Below are 17698 nucleotides of genomic sequence, written 5' to 3' on the forward strand. Positions count from 1 at the left end.
TGTTGTAAGGTGGCCGCTGTCAGTGAAACGGGGCCTTTTTACCACAACCGGTGCTGTGCACCTGACTGACCTGGAGGTGGGCGGCTTGCGCCCTGAAGTCGAGAATGGTTATCGCCTTAAAACCCTTTGTTTTCTAGCCTCCATTCGCGAAATGACACATATTCTTCGCCAAATGCACACCTCTTTCCGAATTTCAATTTGGCGGTTCGTGAAATGTACACCCGCTTTTTGACCTGCACCGTTCGCGAAGCGTCTAATGGCCGCCACGGACTGAACACAGCACCGCCCTGCGACCGACACATTTCCGCCAGATTCCTTTCCCATCCTAAGAAAGACGCTAAAACCCCCAATAAAACGGGAAAACCCATGAATATTCACATCGTTTTTTCCGGTCGGGACAGAAATGTGCTGCATGCGCTGCCTGCTGTTATGTGGCTGGCCAGCTGCCTCTACACCGTTCTGATCGTATTGAACGCTTTACCGCCGATGCTTTCGTCGCAATCTCCGGTATCGCTCAAGAATATTGCCGTCATCCTGATGTGTATTCTGATCGTTTACCCCTTGTACCGGCTGGGTTTTCTGACGCTGACGCGGATGTATCCCGACAGTCCTGTTGTCAAACGAATCGCAGCACTGTCGCTAATCTGTGTTGTCGTCGGGGCGTTAAGCCTCGGGTTGGCACTGATCGCGGTGGATATTTCGGGCAGTGTTCTCTCCCGTGCAGATCTGCGCTGGTATCTCCTGAACATGATGGTCGGTATCTTCCTGATGCCTGTTTTCTTCTTCATAATCCGCGGCAGTAACATCGTGCGAGAGCAGTTCACCCACGGCGGCAGCACACAGGCTGCACGGCTGATCCTGCGCAAGCTCGGGCCGGACGCCGGCAGCAAATTGGTCCGGATGCAGAGCGCCGACCACTATGTCGAGGTGCACACCGAAAAAGGACCGAAACTGTTGTTGATGCGGCTGTCCGATGCGACACAGATGCTGGAAAGTTTTGACGGCTCTCAGGTGCACCGCTCCCACTGGGTAAACTTCAACGAAGTCACCGATGTCATCAAAAGGGACCGCAAGGTATGGCTGCGCATGTCCGATGGCACAGATGTACCGGTGTCCCGCAGCTATCGCCCCGAACTCAGGGCGGCGGGCATGATTTAGCGGCAAGTCCTTTACAGGAACAGCACGAGCACCAGAATCGACAGCACCACGAATACGATACCTGCCAATTCCCGCAGGGTTGTGGTTTCTTTGAAGAACAGGGTTGAAGCAAGAAAGGAAAAGATCAGTTCTACCTGACCGACCGCCTTCACATATGCCGCGTTTTGCAGGGTAAAAGCCGTGAACCAGCCAAGCGATCCGATCATACCGGACAGACCAACCAGCGCTGTAACCCGCCAGTGATGCAATACTTTGGCGATTTCACCCTTTTCCCGCAGAGACAGCCATGCGGACATAATAACGGTCTGGAAGGTCGTCACGCACATAAGGGTAAAGACCGAGCGCAGCAGAAAATGTGAGTCGCCCAAAGACAGGGACGCCCCCCGATAGCCGATGGCAGACACCCCGAACAGCGCACCAGACGCCAGCCCCAGACCCGCGGCCCCGTTGAAATAACGGCGCCACCCGCCTCTGCCCTGCTGCTCTGGCGGGTCGGACAGCAGGATCACACCAACCAGCCCGATCACGATTGCAAGAAGCCCAGCGCCGGAAACACCCTCCCCCAGAACAATCATGCCAATCAAGGCAGTCTGGATCGTCTCGGTTTTCTTGAAGGTGATGCCAACGGCAAAGTTGCGACGGGAAAAAAGCGCAACGACGCACATTGTGGCAAGGATTTGCGCCACACCACCGATCCCTGCAAACCAGAAGAATCGAGGGGACAGAGAGGGAAGCTGCCAGCCATTGGCGGTGGCGAGCCCCCAAAGCAAAACTGCCGCAAGCGGTGCAGCAAAGAGAAACCGCGCAAATGTCGCGCCTGCTGTGCTCAGCCCCGTGGCTTTCAGGTGTTTTTGCAACATAAAGCGCAGGTTCTGACTGAACGCTGCGCCAATACTGATAAGAATCCAGAGATCCATGGATCAAGCCTTTCGCTTGACCCTTAAAACCACGCCCCCATCCATAGGTCGAGAGCCAATCGTCAAAAAAGAGAGCCTGAGAAGGCACCCGATAATGCAATCAGCCCGAAGCTCACTTACTTCTTGGCGGCAGGCTTTTTGTTTGACTTGCCTTCCAGCGCATCAAGACGTGCGGAAAGGGCCGCGTTTTCTTCGCGGGCTTTTTGTGCCATCAGACGCACGGCGTCAAATTCCTCACGGCTCACAAAATCACGGTCGGCCAGCCAACGGTCCATCCAGCTTTTCATCGCCGTTTCCGCCTCTGTGCGCGCACCTTGTGCAACGCCCATTGCGTTTGTCATCACCTGACTGAGATCTTCAAACAGTTTGTTACGGGTCTGCATAGCGGCCCCCTTATCATTGCTGTGTTTCATCGTTATATGGGGTCGAAACAGGCAAAAGCAAAGCCCCAAAAGCGGAACGCGACCCTTCGCCCCGTGATGCGGCCGGAAAAAAGGCATTCCGATGATAGCAGCTCTCCCCTTTCCCGACATTGATCCGGTTCTTATTTCTTTCGACATCATGGGCTTTACGCTGGCGATCCGCTGGTATGCGCTGGCCTATATTGCCGGATTCCTTCTGGCGTGGGGCTGGGCAAATCGTGCACTGCGGCGGGATTATCTCTGGATGGGGAATACCCCGCCCATGACCCCCAAACATACCGAGGATTTCCTGACATGGGCCATCATTGGTGTGATTTTGGGCGGGCGTCTGGGCTATGTGCTGTTCTATTCCAAGGGCGCCTATCTGGACGATCCGGCGATGATCCTGCGGGTCTGGGAGGGCGGCATGTCCTTCCACGGCGGTTTTGCCGGTGTCGTCGTCGCAGCCCTAATATATGCCCGAAAACACTTTATTCCCCTATTCTCGCTGGGCGATATTCTGGCGATCGGGGTGCCTATCGGTCTGGGGCTTGGTCGGGTTGCCAACTTTATCAACGGCGAACTTTGGGGCCGCCCCACTACTGCGCCTTGGGGCGTGGTTTTTCCAAACACACCGGACTGTCCGATCGGCTGGACCGAAAGCGTTTGCGCACGCCATCCTTCACAACTGTATGAAGCCCTGCTGGAAGGCGTGGTCCTTTTTGCCCTGCTCGGGTACCTCGCATACCGGCGCGGCTGGCTGAAAACGCCCGGTGCCCTGACCGCGCTGTTCTTTGCGGGCTACGGACTGTCGCGTTTTGTTGTGGAATTTTTCCGTCAGGGCGATTCCCAATTCACCGATTTTTCCAATCCTTGGGGCCATGTGCTGCGCTTCGGGCAGAACCCTGACAGTTTCGGCCTGACAATGGGGCAGCTTCTCTCCCTGCCGATGATCGCCTTCGGGATTGCCATGCTGATCTATGTGCGCCGAAAATGACTGCTCTGAAGGATATACTGCTGCGCCAGATCGCGCGGCTCGGCACGCTAAGCATTTCGGAATATATGACCCAGTGTCTCTACCACCCCGATCACGGCTATTACACGCAGGCCAAACCGCTGGGACGTGGCGGGGATTTCATCACCGCTCCGGAAATCAGCCAGATGTTTGGCGAAATGATCGGTCTGTGCCTTGCACAGAACTGGCTGGATCAGGGCGCACCCGATCCGTTCTGTCTAGCGGAACTGGGCCCAGGATCAGGCCAGTTGATGGAAGATATTCTGCGGGCGACGAAATCCGTTCCGGGGTTTCATCAGGCCGCAAGATTACACCTGTGCGAGGTGAACCCGCATCTGAAAGCCCAACAACAGGCGCGTCTGGGTGAATTTGATCCGAAGTGGATCGCATCAACCACGGACCTGCCCGCCCTGCCCCTGTTTCTGATGGCAAACGAATTTCTCGACTGTCTGCCGATTAACCAGTTTATCGCCACGGAAGGCGGCTGGGACGAACAGGTTATTGCCGCGCAGGACGGGCAGCTTGTCTTTGGTCGCCGCCCCGCCGGTGCGGTTGCAACAGAACTGCCAAAAGACGCCGCCGCCGGCACTATTGTCGAGCTTTGCCCTGCTGCGAACGCCGTAGTACAGGATATCGCTGCTGTGATCGCGCAACAATCCGGCTGCGCCCTGATCTGCGACTATGGCGGATCGGGCGGAGGCGATACATTGCAGGCATTGCGCGCCCATCAAAAGGTAGATCCTCTCAGCATGCCCGGTCAGGCAGATCTGACTGCCCATGTAAACTTTTCCGCACTGAAAGACGCCGTCCGCGACGCGCAGGTCTGCGGCCCTGTTCCACAGGGCGCCTTTCTGGAACGGTTGGGCATAACTGCCCGTGCACAGGCCTTGGCCGGACGGCTGACCGGAGAAAAACTGGAAACCCATATCGCAGCCCATCACCGCTTGACGCATCCCGATGAAATGGGCGAGTTATTCAAGGTAATGGCAATCCTGCCGGAAGGCGGGACAACACCGGCGGGGTTTTAGGCATGACACTGGAAATTCTGACTTCTGACACGCTGGCTCCGGTCCGCCACGGTTTTTTCACCCGTCGCGGCGGCGCCTCTTCGGGCATCTTCAGCGGCTTGAACTGCGGTCTGGGCTCCAGCGACCAGCGCGAGGTTGTGAGCCTGAACCGAAAGATGGCTGCCAAAGCGATGGGCACCACGAATGACATGCTGGCAGGGGTTCACCAGATCCATTCCGATAAAGTCCATGTGGTGACCGCGCAAAACGCCACCGAACGCCCTGAAGCAGATGCACTTGTTACTGCGGAAAAGGGTGTGGGCCTGTCGGTTCTTGCTGCTGATTGCGCACCGATCCTTTTTGCCGACGCGAACGCCGGTGTCATCGGTGCTGCCCATTCCGGCTGGAAAGGCGCGGTGGGCGGCGTCATTTCCGAAACAGTGGACGCGATGGTGAAGCTGGGTGCAAAGCGGGAAGACATCAAGGCCAGCATCGGCCCCTGTATCAGCCAGCGCAATTACGAGGTCGGCCCTGAATTTTTTGAACAGTTCATGGATGAAGACCCCGACTTCACCCGTTTTTTCACAAACGGAACAGAGGACCGCTATCTCTTTGATCTGCCCGGTTTCTGCCTGCACCAGTTGCGTGAAACAGGACTGGCAGAGGCGCATTGGATCGGACATTGCACCTATCTGGACGAAAACAGGTTCTTTTCCTACCGGCGCACCACCCATCGCAAGGAAGCGGATTACGGGCGGTTGATCTCGGCCATCATATTGTAGCCATTTGCGAAACAATGTGACGAATACGCGTCGCATTCGGCCACATTTGAATTCTGCGTCTTCCGTTTGAACCACTCAAATCCGTTAAGAGTCAATGTGTTGGCGGAAACCGGACCGCTGCCACATTCTACCCGCGCATTCCGGCAGGTTTCACAAAACAACCTTTATCCGGAACAGTTTACGGCGCAATCCGGCGGTAGAACTGTCTTAACGAAACAATAACTCTCTTGGAGTAAGACAGATGAAAAAGAACAATCGCTGGATGAAATGGGTTCTTAAAGAATCAGCTGAAATGTCCAAAAAAGAAAAGCTGAAAGCAGCCAGCTAAACGCGGGTAAACCGCCGGAGAATTCCCTCAGGACGACGGTGCACGTCCCCCCTGAAAGTAACCCCTGCCCTAGTGGCGGGGGCTTTTTTATTTGAAATGTCGGATTTCTGAAAACCGGTGCTTCAATCGTCAACCGAGCGGGCTTCCAGAATGCTGAACGGCACCCCCGGTTCGTCTTTTGCACCACGGATCACCAGCGAGGTTTTTACACTCGCCACGTTTTCAGCGGCGGTCAGATGGTTCGTCAGAAAGGTCTGGAACGTCGTCAGGTCCGGTGCCACGCATTTCAGGATGAAATCGGTTTCCCCGTTCAGCATGTGACACTCTCGCACCAGTGGCCATTCGCGGCACTGGGCTTCAAATGCGCTCAGGTCCACTTCCGCTTGGGAATGCAGCCCAACCATAGCGAAGACCTTGACTTCGAACCCTAATACCCGCTCGTCCACCTCGGCGTGATAGCCGCGTATGAAGCCGCTTTCTTCCAGTGTGCGAACACGGCGCAGACAGGGTGGCGCGGAAATACCGACCCGTTTGGCCAGTTCCACATTTGTCATGCGTCCGTCATTCTGCAACTCGGCCAGAATTTTGCGATCAATGGGATCAAGTTTGATTGTAGGCATAATATCTCCACAGCCGTCGCGGCAAATTACGCAGAACGCATCTGCTGCGCAATAATATTTCGCAGCTGCGCAATATTATTTCCGTGGCCGCCACCTACCCCAGTCTTCAGGTAATCGCAACAGCGTGACAATCCCCTGCTTTCCCTTCGCCCCCTGCGTCCTTATATAAGGCAAAACCCAAAAGACCGACCGGAGATTCCCCCATGTCAGAGACCCGCCACACCCGCCTGTTGATCATCGGCTCCGGCCCTGCCGGCTATACCGCCGGCGTATATGGTGCCCGCGCTATGGTCGAGCCCCTGTTGGTACAAGGTATTGAGCCGGGCGGACAGCTCACCACCACCACCGAAGTGGAAAACTGGCCCGGCGATACCGAAGTTCAGGGCCCCGATCTGATGATCCGTATGGAAGCCCACGCCAAAGCCATGGGCTGTGAAATCGTAGGCGACATCATCACCGATCTTGACCTGTCCAACCGCCCTTTCACAGCGAAAGGTGACAGCGGTACAACCTATACAGCAGATGCAGTTATTCTCGCCACTGGCGCACGTGCAAAATGGCTCGGCCTGCCAACAGAGGAAAAATTCAAGGGCTTTGGCGTCTCGGCCTGTGCCACCTGTGACGGCTTCTTTTACCGCGGACAGGAAATCGTGGTGATCGGTGGCGGCAACACGGCTGTTGAAGAAGCCCTGTTCCTGACAAACTTTGCCAGCAAGGTTACCCTGATCCACCGCCGCGATGAACTGCGGGCAGAGAAAATCCTGATCGACCGTCTGGAAAAGAACCCCAAGATCGAACCCCTCTGGTTCCACGAGTTGGAAGAAGTTATCGGCACCGAAGATCCCCTTGGCGTAGAAGGCGTGAAGGTCAAACACACAAAAACCGGTGAGATTACCGAGATCCCTTGTAAAGGTGTCTTTGTCGCCATCGGTCACGCCCCAGCCAGCGAGCTGGTTGTAGATCAGTTGGAAACCCATATGGGCGGCTATGTGAAAACCAAGCCGGACAGCACTGCGACATCCATTCCCGGCGTGTTCGCGGCAGGCGATCTGACCGACCACCAGTACCGTCAGGCTGTGACCAGCGCAGGAATGGGCTGTATGGCAGCACTTGAGGCGGAACGTTTTCTGGCAGAAAACGAGTAAAGCCGCTTTAAACCTGAGAACGATAAGCCCTGACGCACACCGTCAGGGCTTTTTTATTTCATCCGTTTTCCCTGTGGCACCTGAGTCACATTTCGCTTTATCCACCCGAACTCGCAAAAAACACTTTGTCTATAACGCCATTTATGCGATGCGTTCACGCGTGAACATACTTTGATTCGCAGGAACGGAAATTGCAAAGCGCAAAACCCAATCACGATGAAGAAGATCAGCTCTTCCGGCTTTTACGCCAGATTGATCGTTCTTCCGACGCCTCGCAGCGCGCACTTGCCGCTGGGATCGGGGTGTCTTTGGGGCGCCTGAATGCACTGTTGAAATCCGCAACCGAAGCCCAGCTGGTCAGGATCAGCGACCGCAACGGACCGGACAAGCGCCAGCGGTTCACCTACACGCTTACCTCAAGGGGTGAGGCGGAGAAAATCCGGCTCACTGACAGATTTCTGGCACGTAAATTCGCGGAATATGACGCGCTGCATGCCGAATTGACCGGAACCACCTCTAATCTGGTTCCACTTAAACACAGGACTATAATGATGGAAAACAATCTCGCCCCTATTTCGGAGCTTTACGTCTCTCACGACAGTGCCGAAAAGATGAAATTCGAAGCGGCGCAACTGCCGTCTTGGGATCTGACAGCCCGTCAGGTTTGCGATCTGGAACTGCTGATGAACGGCGGCTTCAACCCGCTTAAGGGCTTCCTGTCGCAAGAAGATTACGAGGGCGTTGTTGAAAACATGCGTCTGGCAGACGGATCTCTCTGGCCAATGCCAATCACGCTCGACGTTCCAAAATCCTTTGCTGAATCCGTTGAAATCGGTCAGGATATTGCGCTGCGCGACCCTGAAGGCGTTATTCTCGCGGTGATGTCTGTGACAGACAACTGGGCACCAGACAAAGCGCGCGAAGCTGAAAAAGTCTTCGGTGCGGACGATCTGGCCCACCCTGCCGTAAACTACCTGCACAACACTGCCGGTGAATTCTACCTTGGCGGCCCGATCATCGGCATCCAGCAACCGATGCACTACGACTTCCGCGCCCGTCGCAACACCCCGAACGAATTGCGCGCCTATTTCCGCAAAATGGGCTGGCGCAAAGTGGTTGCGTTCCAGACACGTAACCCGCTGCACCGCGCCCATCAGGAACTGACCTTCCGCGCCGCAAAAGAGGCACAGGCCAACCTGCTGATCCATCCTGTTGTCGGCCTGACAAAGCCGGGCGACATCGATCACTTCACCCGCGTGCGCTGCTACGAGGCTGTTCTGGATCAATACCCCGCATCGACAACCTCCATGTCGCTGCTGAACCTTGCCATGCGCATGGCCGGCCCGCGTGAGGCTGTCTGGCACGGTCTGATCCGCAAAAACCACGGCTGCACCCACTTCATCGTTGGCCGCGACCACGCAGGCCCGGGCAACAACAGCCAGGGCGAGGATTTCTACGGTCCTTACGATGCGCAGGAACTCTTCCGCACCCATGAAGAAGAAATGGGCATCAAAATGGTCGATTTCAAACACATGGTTTACGTGCAGGACCGCGCACAATACGAACCTGCGGATGAAATCGAAGATAAGGATGACGTGACCATCCTGAACATCTCCGGCACAGAATTGCGCCGCCGTCTGTCCGAAGGTCTGGAAATCCCTGAATGGTTCTCCTTCCCTGCTGTTGTGACAGAACTGCGCCGCACCCGTCCACCACGGGCGAAACAGGGCTTTACCGTGTTCTTCACCGGTTTCTCCGGTTCCGGCAAATCCACAATCGCCAACGCTCTGATGGTGAAACTGATGGAAATGGGCGGTCGTCCGACAACCCTGCTGGATGGTGATCTGGTTCGTAAAAACCTGTCTTCGGAACTCGGCTTTTCTAAAGAGCACCGCGATCTGAACATCCGTCGCATCGGCTACGTGGCCTCCGAGATCACCAAAAACGGTGGTATCGCGATCTGTGCGCCCATCGCGCCTTATGCGACCACCCGCCGTGCGGTTCGCGAGGAAATCGAACAGTTCGGTGCCTTTATTGAAGTCCATGTTGCAACCTCTATCGAGGAATGCGAACGCCGTGACCGCAAGGGCCTGTACAAACTAGCGCGCGAAGGCAAAATCAAGGAATTCACAGGGATTTCAGATCCTTATGACGTTCCGGAAAACCCTGAGCTGCGGATCGAAACAGAGAACACAGATGTGGACAACTGCGCCCATCAGGTTCTGCTGAAGCTGGAAAGCATGGGGCTGATCGCCGCCTGATCCAAAGATCAAAAATTCGAAAAACCCGGCCACTGAGCCGGGTTTTTTGTCTCTGCAAATTGCCTGAAAATTCCTTAAAGCCTGACCGATTTATTCAAAGTTTCGACACAATCCACCCGTAACTTTACCTAAAGTCAGGGGCATGTAGCGCCCTTTGTTATGAATATCGGAGTTAAGAGTATGCCAGTTCCATCCGGCCTGACCAAAGCCCCTGCGGCCGGTCAAGCCAAAAGCCGTCCTGCATTCCCCCCGGTGCGCAAGGAATTTCCAGCACCAAAGCAAAAAAACAAATCAAACATCGGATGGAGAGAGCGCCTTATCCGTTTCAAGGCTGGTTTCCACCAGCTTTTAACAGGCATTCCAAAACCGGCCCCCCTCCACCCTAACAGCGCCAAAGCAAGTGAAGGCCGGTCCGAAAGCCAGTATTTCGGAAAGCCAGCCAACCGGTTTCAGGCCAGACCGGTAGAGGCGCGTGCATCAAACAGAACAAAATGACCAAAGCGGGCCGGCACCCGCTTTGATCTTTCTGCTTAACGGTTTCGAAAACACTTCACCTTAGTGAACACTTACGGGTTCAAACTCGTTGGTACGGGCCAGTGCGAAGGCGATGTCACGATCTTTGGCCAGCGCCAAACGTTCCCCGTTTTCAGAGTGAATGGCATAGATATGCTCATCCCCGTTCAACTGCCGCCGCAGATCTTCGGGCAGATCCGAAAACTCTACCGGCCGCACATAAACCGTGCGGGCATCGAATTTGAATGGGAAATTAAATTTAACGTCCATGATCGTGCCTCCTACTTGTTATTGATTTCGATGGTTTGAACCACCGTTTCGGGAACCGAACGGCGCAAATCCACATGCAACAGCCCGTTCTCCATCGACGCGCCAGCGACTTCTACGCCTTCTGCCAGCACAAAGGAGCGCTGGAACTGGCGCGCCGCGATTCCGCGGTGCAGGAACACGCGTCCCTCACTGTCATCCACCTGACGCCCGCGAATAACCAATTGCGCGTTTTCCAGAGTGATCGCCAGATCCTCTTCACGAAAACCGGCAACGGCCAAAGTGATGCGATAGGAATCATCCGCACTTTGTTCAATATTATAAGGGGGATAGCCTTCGTTGCCCGATTTCGCGGTGCGCTCGACCAAGCGGTCGAGTTGTTCGAACCCGAGCAAAAACGGATGCGAGGCAAAAGAGATCTTTGTCATACAGTAAGCCCTTTACGGTTAAGCGACTTTTTCAGAGCCCCAAAAGCGGCGACCCTTAAAGGAATATGGGGTGGCCCCGCCGGATTCTCAAGAACTTATTGAAACGATTGGTTGTTAAGCCCTTTCAGATCACGTTAAGATGAATGCTCGGGACATAAATTTCAGGACTTCTATGACAGCTTCACCGCAGATGGATCGCACAGAGGTGCTTCGCGTCAAACTGGAAACCCGACGGCAGGAACACAGGGATCTGGACGAAGCCATCCACGCATTGCACGACAATGGCCACGCGGACGCCCTTACACTACAGCGGCTGAAGCGCCAGAAACTGGCGCTCAAGGACGAAATCCGGCGTCTGGAAGATGAAATTACCCCTGACATTATTGCCTAAACCAACATTTTACCTATAGTGCGGCCTTCATTACCAAACAGGCGGAATTACCGGATGACACAGGTTAAAGTCGGGATCATCATGGGCAGCCAGTCGGACTGGCCCACAATGAAACATGCAGCCGATATACTGGATGAATTAGGCGTTTCTTACGAAAGTAAAATCGTTTCGGCCCATCGAACCCCCGACCGTCTGTGGACCTATGGAAAAACCGCGGCAGATCGGGGTCTGCAAGTCATTATTGCCGGCGCTGGTGGTGCCGCCCATTTGCCGGGAATGGTTTCTTCCAAAACCCGCGTTCCAGTGCTGGGTGTACCCGTTCAAACCAAAGCGCTGTCAGGTGTAGACAGCCTGTATTCCATCGTTCAGATGCCCAAAGGCTTTCCGGTTGGGACAATGGCAATCGGCCCTGCGGGGGCTGCGAATGCCGGTCTTATGGCGGCGGCAATACTGGCCAATTCCGACGCTGATCTGGCACAGAAACTTGACGACTGGCGTGCAGCACTCAGCGCCTCTATTCCGGAAGAACCCGTAGATGACTAATCCCCTGCAAACCGGCGCGACAATCGGCATTCTGGGCGGCGGACAATTGGGGCGTATGCTCTCGGTTGCGGCCTCCCGTCTGGGCTTCAAAACCCACATCTTTGAACCGGGTGCCAATCCTCCCGCCGGACAGGTTGCAGATCGCGTGACCACCGCCCCCTACGAAGATGCAGAGTCCCTGCGCAGCTTTGCGCAATCGGTCGATGTCATAACTTACGAGTTCGAGAACATCCCTGCCGAGGCACTGGATATTCTGGAAACAATTCGCCCCGTCCTGCCGAACCGACGCGCACTAGCCACCTCCCAAGACCGGATTGTGGAAAAGGACTTTCTAACCTCTCTGGGCCTGAAATGCGCGCCTTATGCAAATGTGGAGACTGCCGAAGACCTGAAAGCCGCGGTGGAAAAAATCGGTGTGCCATCAATCCTGAAAACCCGCCGCTTCGGATATGACGGAAAGGGACAGGTGCGGTTAAAAGAAAGCACAAATCCAACATCTGCATGGCAGGAACTGGGTGAAACACCCTCAGTTCTTGAAGGTTTTGTTGATTTCAGCCATGAAGTGTCGGTCATTGGGGCACGGGCCCAAGATGGCGCGGTGACCTGTTTCGATCCCGGCGAAAACGTCCACCGCGACGGCATACTGCACACAACCACCCTGCCCGCCAAACTGAACCGTAGCCAGCACACGGATGCGATTATCCTGACGGGACAAATCCTCAACGCGCTGGACTATGTGGGGGTTATGGGCGTGGAACTGTTTGTGACACCTGCAGGATTGATCGTGAACGAGATCGCCCCGCGGGTGCACAACTCCGGCCACTGGACCCAGAACGGTTGTGTCATCGACCAGTTCGAGCAACATATCCGCGCTGTTGCAGGCTGGCCTTTGGGTGATGGCAAGCGGCACTCCAATGTGGTGATGACAAACCTGATCGGCGACGAGGTGAACGACGTGACGACCCTGTCACAGGATTCCAGCGTCGGTCTGCATCTTTACGGTAAGGCCGAAGCCAAGCCGGGCCGCAAAATGGGGCATGTGAATAAAATTACTGGTCCCGCTTGAACGCGCCGTACTTCAGGAAATACTCAACCTGTTCATAAACCTTCGGGTTGTTCATCATGAATGTGTGGGTCACGTGCAGGACAATGTGATCCGCCATTCCCTCTACTTTGGTGCTTTCCACGCTGACCTTGCCGTCATTCGGCCCGTCAATCAGGGACGAAAGCAGCGGATTCATCGTTTGGTCGCCGGCAATAATTCCCACCGGAAAACGGACAGGACCGAGCTTTACCGGAAGGCTGTCCGGCCCCGTGCCAAGCTGTAGTCCCGCGACACCGTTCCAGAATTCAAACCCCGGCACGTCATTCATCTGGTCCACGACCTCGGTGCCCTTGTTGGGCGGTGCCAGCATAACCGTGCGGCCCAGACGGGCCGGAGGTTGGGACACATGCCCCATGTAATACCGCAAGAGAATTCCGCCCATGGAATGGGTTACAAAATGCACTTTCTGCGCAGCGCGACATTTGTGCAACGCTTCGGGAATGGCGCTGCTGGCCAATTCCTCTATCGTGGCATCCTTGCTGGGATAATCGAGGTTAACAACTTCATACCCAGCCCGCTTTAACCGCCATTCCATCAGCAACATAGACGTCGCACTTCGCGCCAGCCCGTGCAACAGGATCACACATTCGCCAGCACGCGCGGCAGGGGCAATGAATGTGGCCATTCCGATAATCCAGACAGTGAACAAGAGCGCTCTCATGGGTTAGCATAAACGGAGCGATAGCGGATTTGTCAAGAATCCGGCGTATTTACCGGCGGTTTACTGCAAGAACAGAGACACCAATACCTCCAAGCACCAGCGCGGAGGAAATGACGAATTCCAGAGTGAATGGCTCCCCTAGCAGCACCGCACCGCCCAGAGCCGCAATCACCGGGACACTCAGTTGCGCCACCGCTGCTGTTGCCGTGGCCAGTAGAGGCAGCACCCGATACCAGAGAGCATAGCCAAGTGCCGAAGTTACAGCCCCCGACAGAACGGCGAGCAAAACACCGGAATAGGTAAAGTGTAGCGCGGGCACCAGCAAAAGCGCCGCAAAGGCGAAGGGCAAGGCCAGAACAAAATTCGCCGCAGTCGCGCCCAGAGGATCAGACGTTTTCTGTCCGATCAGAGAATAGATTCCCCAACCTACAGCAGCGATCCCCATCAGGCCCGCGCTGACCATATCAGGCGCGCCGGCAGAAGGCGCCAGCAAATAGGCCAGCCCGCCAAAGGCAATGCCGGCCCCAAGCCATTGAAATGGCACAGGCGCCCTGCCCGACAGGACCGCGCCAGCAAACATTGTAATCTGCACACCGCCAAACAGGATCAGCGCCCCCGTCCCTGCATCAAGAGCAACATAAGCAAAAGAAAACCCGAGCATATAGGCCGCCAGCCCGATCACGGCCCAAGGCTTCGCAGGCGCAAGAAATCCCCCGAGCCGTCCCTGCCGCAAAGCCACTAACAAAGTCAGAACCGCTGCCCCGCTGCCAACACGCACCAGCGCGAAACCGGCCGGATCAATCAGGCCGCCCGCCAGCCCCATCCGGTTCAGAACCGAATTGGCGGCAAATGCAATCATGGTGAGGACGGTAAGGAGGAACAAGTGCATGGGTGGTTTGAACCAGTCGTCAGCCCCCGGCGCAATCGCTAACTGTAGCAATGACGAAAACGTCAGCGCACCGGCCTAAGGCTCAGACCTTGTTCCTTGCAGGACCGCAACAATTTGTTGCTCCACTACAGCTGGGGAATAGGCATTGGGCACCTCAATCATGGTAACACCCGCTTTACGCAAGGCCTCCCGCTTTACCGCGTCACGCATGAAACTGGTTTCGTGATAATGCCCCGACCCTTGATACTCGACTGCTGCCATCAGTCTGCCAGCTGTATCAAAAATCGCGAAATCGAGCCGTTTGCTATTTATCGACTTAAAGGCCATGTGCCTATCGCGCGCCGAACCGGTCCCCGGCTTCGGCTTTAGCACCTCACCCAAACTGGTTTGTGCCATCACGCGATACCCCTGATCGAGTTCCCGGACGGTCTTCTCCAAAAGGGACAACAGCGGCTGTTCCTCTCGGTTCAGCAAAGGCTGGCGGATGAAACCGACCTTAGCAACAAATCTCATCTGGTTTGCCGGATCGGCAATATCCGTTTCCCGAGCGTCGTCAGCCACGGGTTTGGGAACGTAGAGTTTCCTGTGAGAATTGCTGTAATTGGCACGCTTTTTGCGTTTGGCCAGCCCCTTCAGGTACGACCCCCCTAGGCTGACAACGAGCACGAAAGCAAAAATCAGCCCAAGCTGAAGCAAGGTATTCGGATCACTGTCCGGTCTTATGAAAAGGTCTTTTGCGTCAATCATGGCAATTCTCCCGCCGCAACTTTGTGCTATTTCCGAGATCGAAACAACTCAACCAATAGTTTTAAACACAAGCAAATTACCGGAAAATGTCGCATAAATGCAAAACGGCCCCGCAGTGTCCTGCGGGGCCGTTCTATTGACTAAACGTCGGTTTGGGTGGCCCTGTCAGGTCTTGGCGTTGCCGCCAACCCGTGTCAGGAGGAACCGTTTTGGCCCTAGGGCCAAAGCCGGTTCTTACATCATGCCGCCCATGCCGCCCATTCCGCCCATGTCTGGCATGCCGCCACCGGCACCACCGTCTTTGGATGGTTTGTCAGCAACCATAGCTTCTGTTGTGATCAGCAGGCCAGCGATGGAAGCAGCGTCTTCCAGAGCGGTCCGTACAACTTTGGCTGGGTCAATCACGCCGAATTTGAACATGTCGCCATATTCTTCGGTTTGCGCGTTGAAGCCGAAGTTCTTGTCGTCGCTTTCGCGAACCTTGCCGGCAACGACTGCACCGTCAACACCAGCGTTTTCAGCGATTTGACGCAGAGGTGCTTCCAGTGCGCGGCGAACGATGGAGATACCGGCTGTTTGGTCAGCGTTTGCGCCTTCCATGCCAACCAGACCTTTAACAGCCTGAACCAGAGCAACACCACCACCGACAACAACACCTTCTTGAACCGCAGCGCGGGTCGCGTTCAGTGCATCGTCAACGCGGTCTTTGCGTTCTTTAACTTCAACTTCTGTGGAACCGCCAACGCGGATAACAGCAACACCACCAGCCAGTTTGGCCAGACGCTCTTGCAGTTTTTCACGATCGTAGTCGGAAGTTGTTTCTTCGATCTGGCCGCGGATCTGTGCAACACGTGCTTCGATCTCTGCTTTTTCGCCGGAACCGTCGATGATTGTTGTTTCATCTTTGGTGATCTGGATTTTCTTGGCAGTACCAAGCATTTCCATACCAACGTTTTCCAGCTTCATGCCCAGATCTTCGGAGATCACCTGACCACCGGTCAGAACAGCGATGTCTTGCAGCATGGCTTTACGACGGTCGCCGAAGCCAGGTGCTTTAACCGCTGCGATTTTCAGACCGCCGCGCAGTTTGTTCACAACCAGGGTCGCCAGGGCTTCGCCTTCAACGTCTTCAGCAATGATAACAAGCGGTTTGCCGGACTGGATAACAGTTTCCAGCAGAGGCACCATTGGCTGCAGGGAAGACAGTTTCTTCTCGTGCAACAGGATCAGTGCGTCATCCAGCTCTGTTGTCATCTTTTCAGGGTTGGTCACAAAGTAAGGGGACAGGTAACCGCGGTCGAACTGCATGCCTTCAACAACATCGGTTTCTGTTTCCAGACCTTTGTTTTCTTCAACGGTGATAACACCTTCGTTGCCAACGCGCTGCATCGCATCAGCGATTTGCTCGCCGATTGCTTTTTCGCCGTTTGCGGAAATGGTGCCGACCTGTGCAACTTCTGCACTGTCGTTAACCGGACGCGCCATGGCTTTGATCGCAGAAACCACGTTTTCAACAGCTGTGTCGATGCCGCGTTTCAGGTCCATCGGGTTCATGCCAGCGGCAACCGATTTCATGCCTTCTTTTACGATGGCTTGGGCCAGAACAGTCGCGGTTGTTGTACCGTCGCCTGCTGTGTCGTTGGTCCGGGAAGCAACTTCCTTGACCATTTGCGCGCCCATGTTTTCAAACTTGCCTTCAAGTTCGATTTCTTTGGCAACGGATACACCGTCTTTGGTGATGCGCGGTGCGCCAAAGGATTTGTCGAGAACAACGTTACGGCCTTTGGGGCCCAGCGTTACCTTAACGGCATCGGCCAGAACATTCACGCCTTCCAGCATGCGGTTCCGTGCGTCGGTGCCGAATTTTACGTCTTTTGCAGCCATTGTAGCTTGCTCCTATTCGTACTTCGGTTCGGTTTAGGAAAGAATGCCGAGGATGTCGGATTCTTTCATCATCAACAGCTCTTCGCCGTCGACGGATACTTCTGTGCCGGACCATTTACCGAACAACACTTTATCGCCAACGCTTACAGCCATTGGGATCAGTTCGCCGCTATCTTTGCGCGCGCCTTCGCCCAGAGCGATGATTTCGCCCTCAGCCGGTTTCTCTTTTGCAGAATCCGGAATGATCAGACCGCCTGCGGTTTTTTCGTCGCCTTCAAGCCGACGAACCAGTACACGGTCGTGCAAAGGTTTGAGTGCCATGGAGAGTGCTCCTTAACTCTTGGTTTTCATTTCTCGGGAGGCCAACAAGGTATTAGCACTCGCCTCCCGTGAGTGCTAACAGAGCACTATTTAGGAAGCTCGAAGAAAAGAGTCAACTCTCGCATGGGAAGAATTCTCTTAAGCTTTTTTGTACTGTCGGAACGTGATCCGCACAGCTTTGGGCCGGCGGAAAAACAAAGAGCACGACCGGATGCGCGATGCCCTAGCCTGAACGCAACCGTTTCAAAAGGGCTGTTATTTTCACGCGGTCTGAACACAGGATCCGCAATCCGGCGCAAAACCCGTCAAACAACA

Annotated in this window: 19 protein-coding genes; 9 read left to right on the forward strand and 10 right to left on the reverse strand. The window is 55.1% G+C overall.

What is annotated here, in order from left to right; all coding sequences use genetic code 11:
- The first annotated feature begins 366 nt into the window (after window positions 1-366).
- Window positions 367-1158, forward strand: coding sequence for a LytTR family DNA-binding domain-containing protein (locus C0U40_RS07890; protein WP_180957655.1), 792 nt, complete (start codon window positions 367-369; stop codon window positions 1156-1158).
- An 11-nt stretch (window positions 1159-1169) separates the two neighbouring features.
- Here C0U40_RS07890 and C0U40_RS07895 read toward each other — a convergent pair whose 3' ends face one another.
- Together C0U40_RS07895 and C0U40_RS07900 are read right to left on the reverse strand one after the other, a co-directional pair.
- Complete coding sequence (locus tag C0U40_RS07895; RefSeq protein ID WP_101655208.1) at window positions 1170-2075, reverse strand: DMT family transporter; 906 nt, start codon at window positions 2073-2075, stop codon at window positions 1170-1172.
- A 116-nt stretch (window positions 2076-2191) separates the two neighbouring features.
- Window positions 2192-2458, reverse strand: coding sequence for an accessory factor UbiK family protein (locus tag C0U40_RS07900; protein WP_101655209.1), 267 nt, complete (start codon window positions 2456-2458; stop codon window positions 2192-2194).
- Window positions 2459-2579: 121 nt separating this feature from the next.
- On the opposite strand from C0U40_RS07900, the gene lgt reads away from it, so the two are divergent.
- The 3 genes from lgt to pgeF are packed head-to-tail and all read left to right on the forward strand — an operon-like array spanning window position 2580 to window position 5280.
- Window positions 2580-3473, forward strand: a complete 894-nt coding sequence (gene lgt / locus C0U40_RS07905; protein WP_101655210.1) for a prolipoprotein diacylglyceryl transferase — start codon at window positions 2580-2582, stop codon at window positions 3471-3473.
- The gene (locus C0U40_RS07910) at window positions 3470-4519 is read left to right on the forward strand and encodes a class I SAM-dependent methyltransferase (RefSeq protein WP_101655211.1); all 1050 of its coding nucleotides are present in this window, start codon (window positions 3470-3472) and stop codon (window positions 4517-4519) included. Before lgt ends, C0U40_RS07910 begins: the two co-directional genes overlap by 4 nt.
- Window positions 4520-4521: 2 nt before the next feature.
- The gene (gene pgeF / locus C0U40_RS07915; protein ID WP_101655212.1) at window positions 4522-5280 is read left to right on the forward strand and encodes a peptidoglycan editing factor PgeF; all 759 of its coding nucleotides are present in this window, start codon (window positions 4522-4524) and stop codon (window positions 5278-5280) included.
- Between the two features lie 450 nt (window positions 5281-5730).
- Here the strand turns inward: pgeF and C0U40_RS07920 are convergent, their stop codons facing one another.
- The gene (locus C0U40_RS07920; protein ID WP_069300861.1) at window positions 5731-6228 is read right to left on the reverse strand and encodes an Lrp/AsnC family transcriptional regulator; all 498 of its coding nucleotides are present in this window, start codon (window positions 6226-6228) and stop codon (window positions 5731-5733) included.
- A gap of 203 nt (window positions 6229-6431) precedes the next feature.
- On the opposite strand from C0U40_RS07920, the gene trxB reads away from it, so the two are divergent.
- Together trxB and C0U40_RS07930 are read left to right on the forward strand one after the other, a co-directional pair.
- Window positions 6432-7373 carry a thioredoxin-disulfide reductase gene (trxB, locus tag C0U40_RS07925; protein WP_101655213.1) on the forward strand — a complete coding sequence of 314 codons (942 nt, stop codon included), beginning with the start codon at window positions 6432-6434 and terminating at the stop codon, window positions 7371-7373.
- A 191-nt stretch (window positions 7374-7564) separates the two neighbouring features.
- The gene (locus C0U40_RS07930) at window positions 7565-9634 is read left to right on the forward strand and encodes a bifunctional sulfate adenylyltransferase/adenylylsulfate kinase (protein ID WP_101655214.1); all 2070 of its coding nucleotides are present in this window, start codon (window positions 7565-7567) and stop codon (window positions 9632-9634) included.
- A 555-nt stretch (window positions 9635-10189) separates the two neighbouring features.
- Here C0U40_RS07930 and C0U40_RS07935 read toward each other — a convergent pair.
- Window positions 10190-10417 (reverse strand): DUF1150 family protein, encoded by a 228-nt coding sequence (locus C0U40_RS07935; RefSeq protein ID WP_101655215.1) that lies wholly within the window; start codon window positions 10415-10417, stop codon window positions 10190-10192.
- 11 nt (window positions 10418-10428) lie between these two features.
- Window positions 10429-10842, reverse strand: coding sequence for an Hsp20 family protein (locus tag C0U40_RS07940; protein WP_101655216.1), 414 nt, complete (start codon window positions 10840-10842; stop codon window positions 10429-10431).
- A 172-nt stretch (window positions 10843-11014) separates the two neighbouring features.
- On the opposite strand from C0U40_RS07940, the gene C0U40_RS07945 reads away from it, so the two are divergent.
- Genes C0U40_RS07945 through C0U40_RS07955 form a run of 3 tightly spaced genes read left to right on the forward strand, consistent with a single transcriptional unit; the run spans window position 11015 to window position 12842 of the window.
- Window positions 11015-11233 carry a YdcH family protein gene (locus C0U40_RS07945; protein WP_101655217.1) on the forward strand — a complete coding sequence of 73 codons (219 nt, stop codon included), beginning with the start codon at window positions 11015-11017 and terminating at the stop codon, window positions 11231-11233.
- A gap of 54 nt (window positions 11234-11287) precedes the next feature.
- Window positions 11288-11776, forward strand: a complete 489-nt coding sequence (gene purE / locus C0U40_RS07950; protein ID WP_101655218.1) for a 5-(carboxyamino)imidazole ribonucleotide mutase — start codon at window positions 11288-11290, stop codon at window positions 11774-11776.
- Window positions 11769-12842, forward strand: a complete 1074-nt coding sequence (locus C0U40_RS07955) for a 5-(carboxyamino)imidazole ribonucleotide synthase (protein WP_101655219.1) — start codon at window positions 11769-11771, stop codon at window positions 12840-12842. The genes purE and C0U40_RS07955 overlap by 8 nt, the downstream gene beginning before the upstream one ends.
- Here C0U40_RS07955 and C0U40_RS07960 read toward each other — a convergent pair.
- The 5 genes from C0U40_RS07960 to C0U40_RS07980 all read right to left on the reverse strand — a co-directional run bounded on the left by C0U40_RS07960 (window position 12826) and on the right by C0U40_RS07980 (window position 17383).
- On the reverse strand, window positions 12826-13506 hold the full coding sequence (locus C0U40_RS07960; RefSeq protein ID WP_101655220.1) for an esterase/lipase family protein: 681 nt from the start codon (window positions 13504-13506) through the stop codon (window positions 12826-12828). The two genes, C0U40_RS07955 and C0U40_RS07960, sit on opposite strands and share 17 nt — an antisense overlap.
- An 85-nt stretch (window positions 13507-13591) precedes the next feature.
- Window positions 13592-14431 carry a DMT family transporter gene (locus tag C0U40_RS07965; RefSeq protein ID WP_101655221.1) on the reverse strand — a complete coding sequence of 280 codons (840 nt, stop codon included), beginning with the start codon at window positions 14429-14431 and terminating at the stop codon, window positions 13592-13594.
- Window positions 14432-14506: 75 nt separating this feature from the next.
- On the reverse strand, window positions 14507-15178 hold the full coding sequence (locus C0U40_RS07970; RefSeq protein ID WP_101655222.1) for a DUF2726 domain-containing protein: 672 nt from the start codon (window positions 15176-15178) through the stop codon (window positions 14507-14509).
- Window positions 15179-15412: 234 nt separating this feature from the next.
- Complete coding sequence (gene groL, locus C0U40_RS07975) at window positions 15413-17062, reverse strand: chaperonin GroEL (protein ID WP_101655223.1); 1650 nt, start codon at window positions 17060-17062, stop codon at window positions 15413-15415.
- 33 nt (window positions 17063-17095) lie between these two features.
- Entirely contained in the window at window positions 17096-17383 is a 288-nt protein-coding gene (locus C0U40_RS07980; protein WP_069300851.1) for a co-chaperone GroES, read from the reverse strand.
- Between the last annotated feature and the right edge of the window lie 315 nt (window positions 17384-17698).

It is taken from the genome of Neptunicoccus cionae, from assembly GCF_002860325.1.
GTDB lineage: Bacteria > Pseudomonadota > Alphaproteobacteria > Rhodobacterales > Rhodobacteraceae > Amylibacter > Amylibacter lutimaris.

Coding starts and splice junctions, on each gene's coding strand:
- C0U40_RS07890 (WP_180957655.1), top strand. CDS start 367: ATGAATATTCACATCGTTTTTTCCGGTCGGGACAGAAATGTGCTGCAT.
- C0U40_RS07895 (WP_101655208.1), bottom strand. CDS start 2,075: ATGGATCTCTGGATTCTTATCAGTATTGGCGCAGCGTTCAGTCAGAAC.
- C0U40_RS07900 (WP_101655209.1), bottom strand. CDS start 2,458: ATGCAGACCCGTAACAAACTGTTTGAAGATCTCAGTCAGGTGATGACA.
- lgt (WP_101655210.1), top strand. CDS start 2,580: ATGATAGCAGCTCTCCCCTTTCCCGACATTGATCCGGTTCTTATTTCT.
- C0U40_RS07910 (WP_101655211.1), top strand. CDS start 3,470: ATGACTGCTCTGAAGGATATACTGCTGCGCCAGATCGCGCGGCTCGGC.
- pgeF (WP_101655212.1), top strand. CDS start 4,522: ATGACACTGGAAATTCTGACTTCTGACACGCTGGCTCCGGTCCGCCAC.
- C0U40_RS07920 (WP_069300861.1), bottom strand. CDS start 6,228: ATGCCTACAATCAAACTTGATCCCATTGATCGCAAAATTCTGGCCGAG.
- trxB (WP_101655213.1), top strand. CDS start 6,432: ATGTCAGAGACCCGCCACACCCGCCTGTTGATCATCGGCTCCGGCCCT.
- C0U40_RS07935 (WP_101655215.1), bottom strand. CDS start 10,417: ATGGACGTTAAATTTAATTTCCCATTCAAATTCGATGCCCGCACGGTT.
- C0U40_RS07940 (WP_101655216.1), bottom strand. CDS start 10,842: ATGACAAAGATCTCTTTTGCCTCGCATCCGTTTTTGCTCGGGTTCGAA.
- C0U40_RS07945 (WP_101655217.1), top strand. CDS start 11,015: ATGACAGCTTCACCGCAGATGGATCGCACAGAGGTGCTTCGCGTCAAA.
- purE (WP_101655218.1), top strand. CDS start 11,288: ATGACACAGGTTAAAGTCGGGATCATCATGGGCAGCCAGTCGGACTGG.
- C0U40_RS07955 (WP_101655219.1), top strand. CDS start 11,769: ATGACTAATCCCCTGCAAACCGGCGCGACAATCGGCATTCTGGGCGGC.
- C0U40_RS07960 (WP_101655220.1), bottom strand. CDS start 13,506: ATGGCCACATTCATTGCCCCTGCCGCGCGTGCTGGCGAATGTGTGATC.
- C0U40_RS07965 (WP_101655221.1), bottom strand. CDS start 14,431: ATGCACTTGTTCCTCCTTACCGTCCTCACCATGATTGCATTTGCCGCC.
- C0U40_RS07970 (WP_101655222.1), bottom strand. CDS start 15,178: ATGATTGACGCAAAAGACCTTTTCATAAGACCGGACAGTGATCCGAAT.
- groL (WP_101655223.1), bottom strand. CDS start 17,062: ATGGCTGCAAAAGACGTAAAATTCGGCACCGACGCACGGAACCGCATG.
- C0U40_RS07980 (WP_069300851.1), bottom strand. CDS start 17,383: ATGGCACTCAAACCTTTGCACGACCGTGTACTGGTTCGTCGGCTTGAA.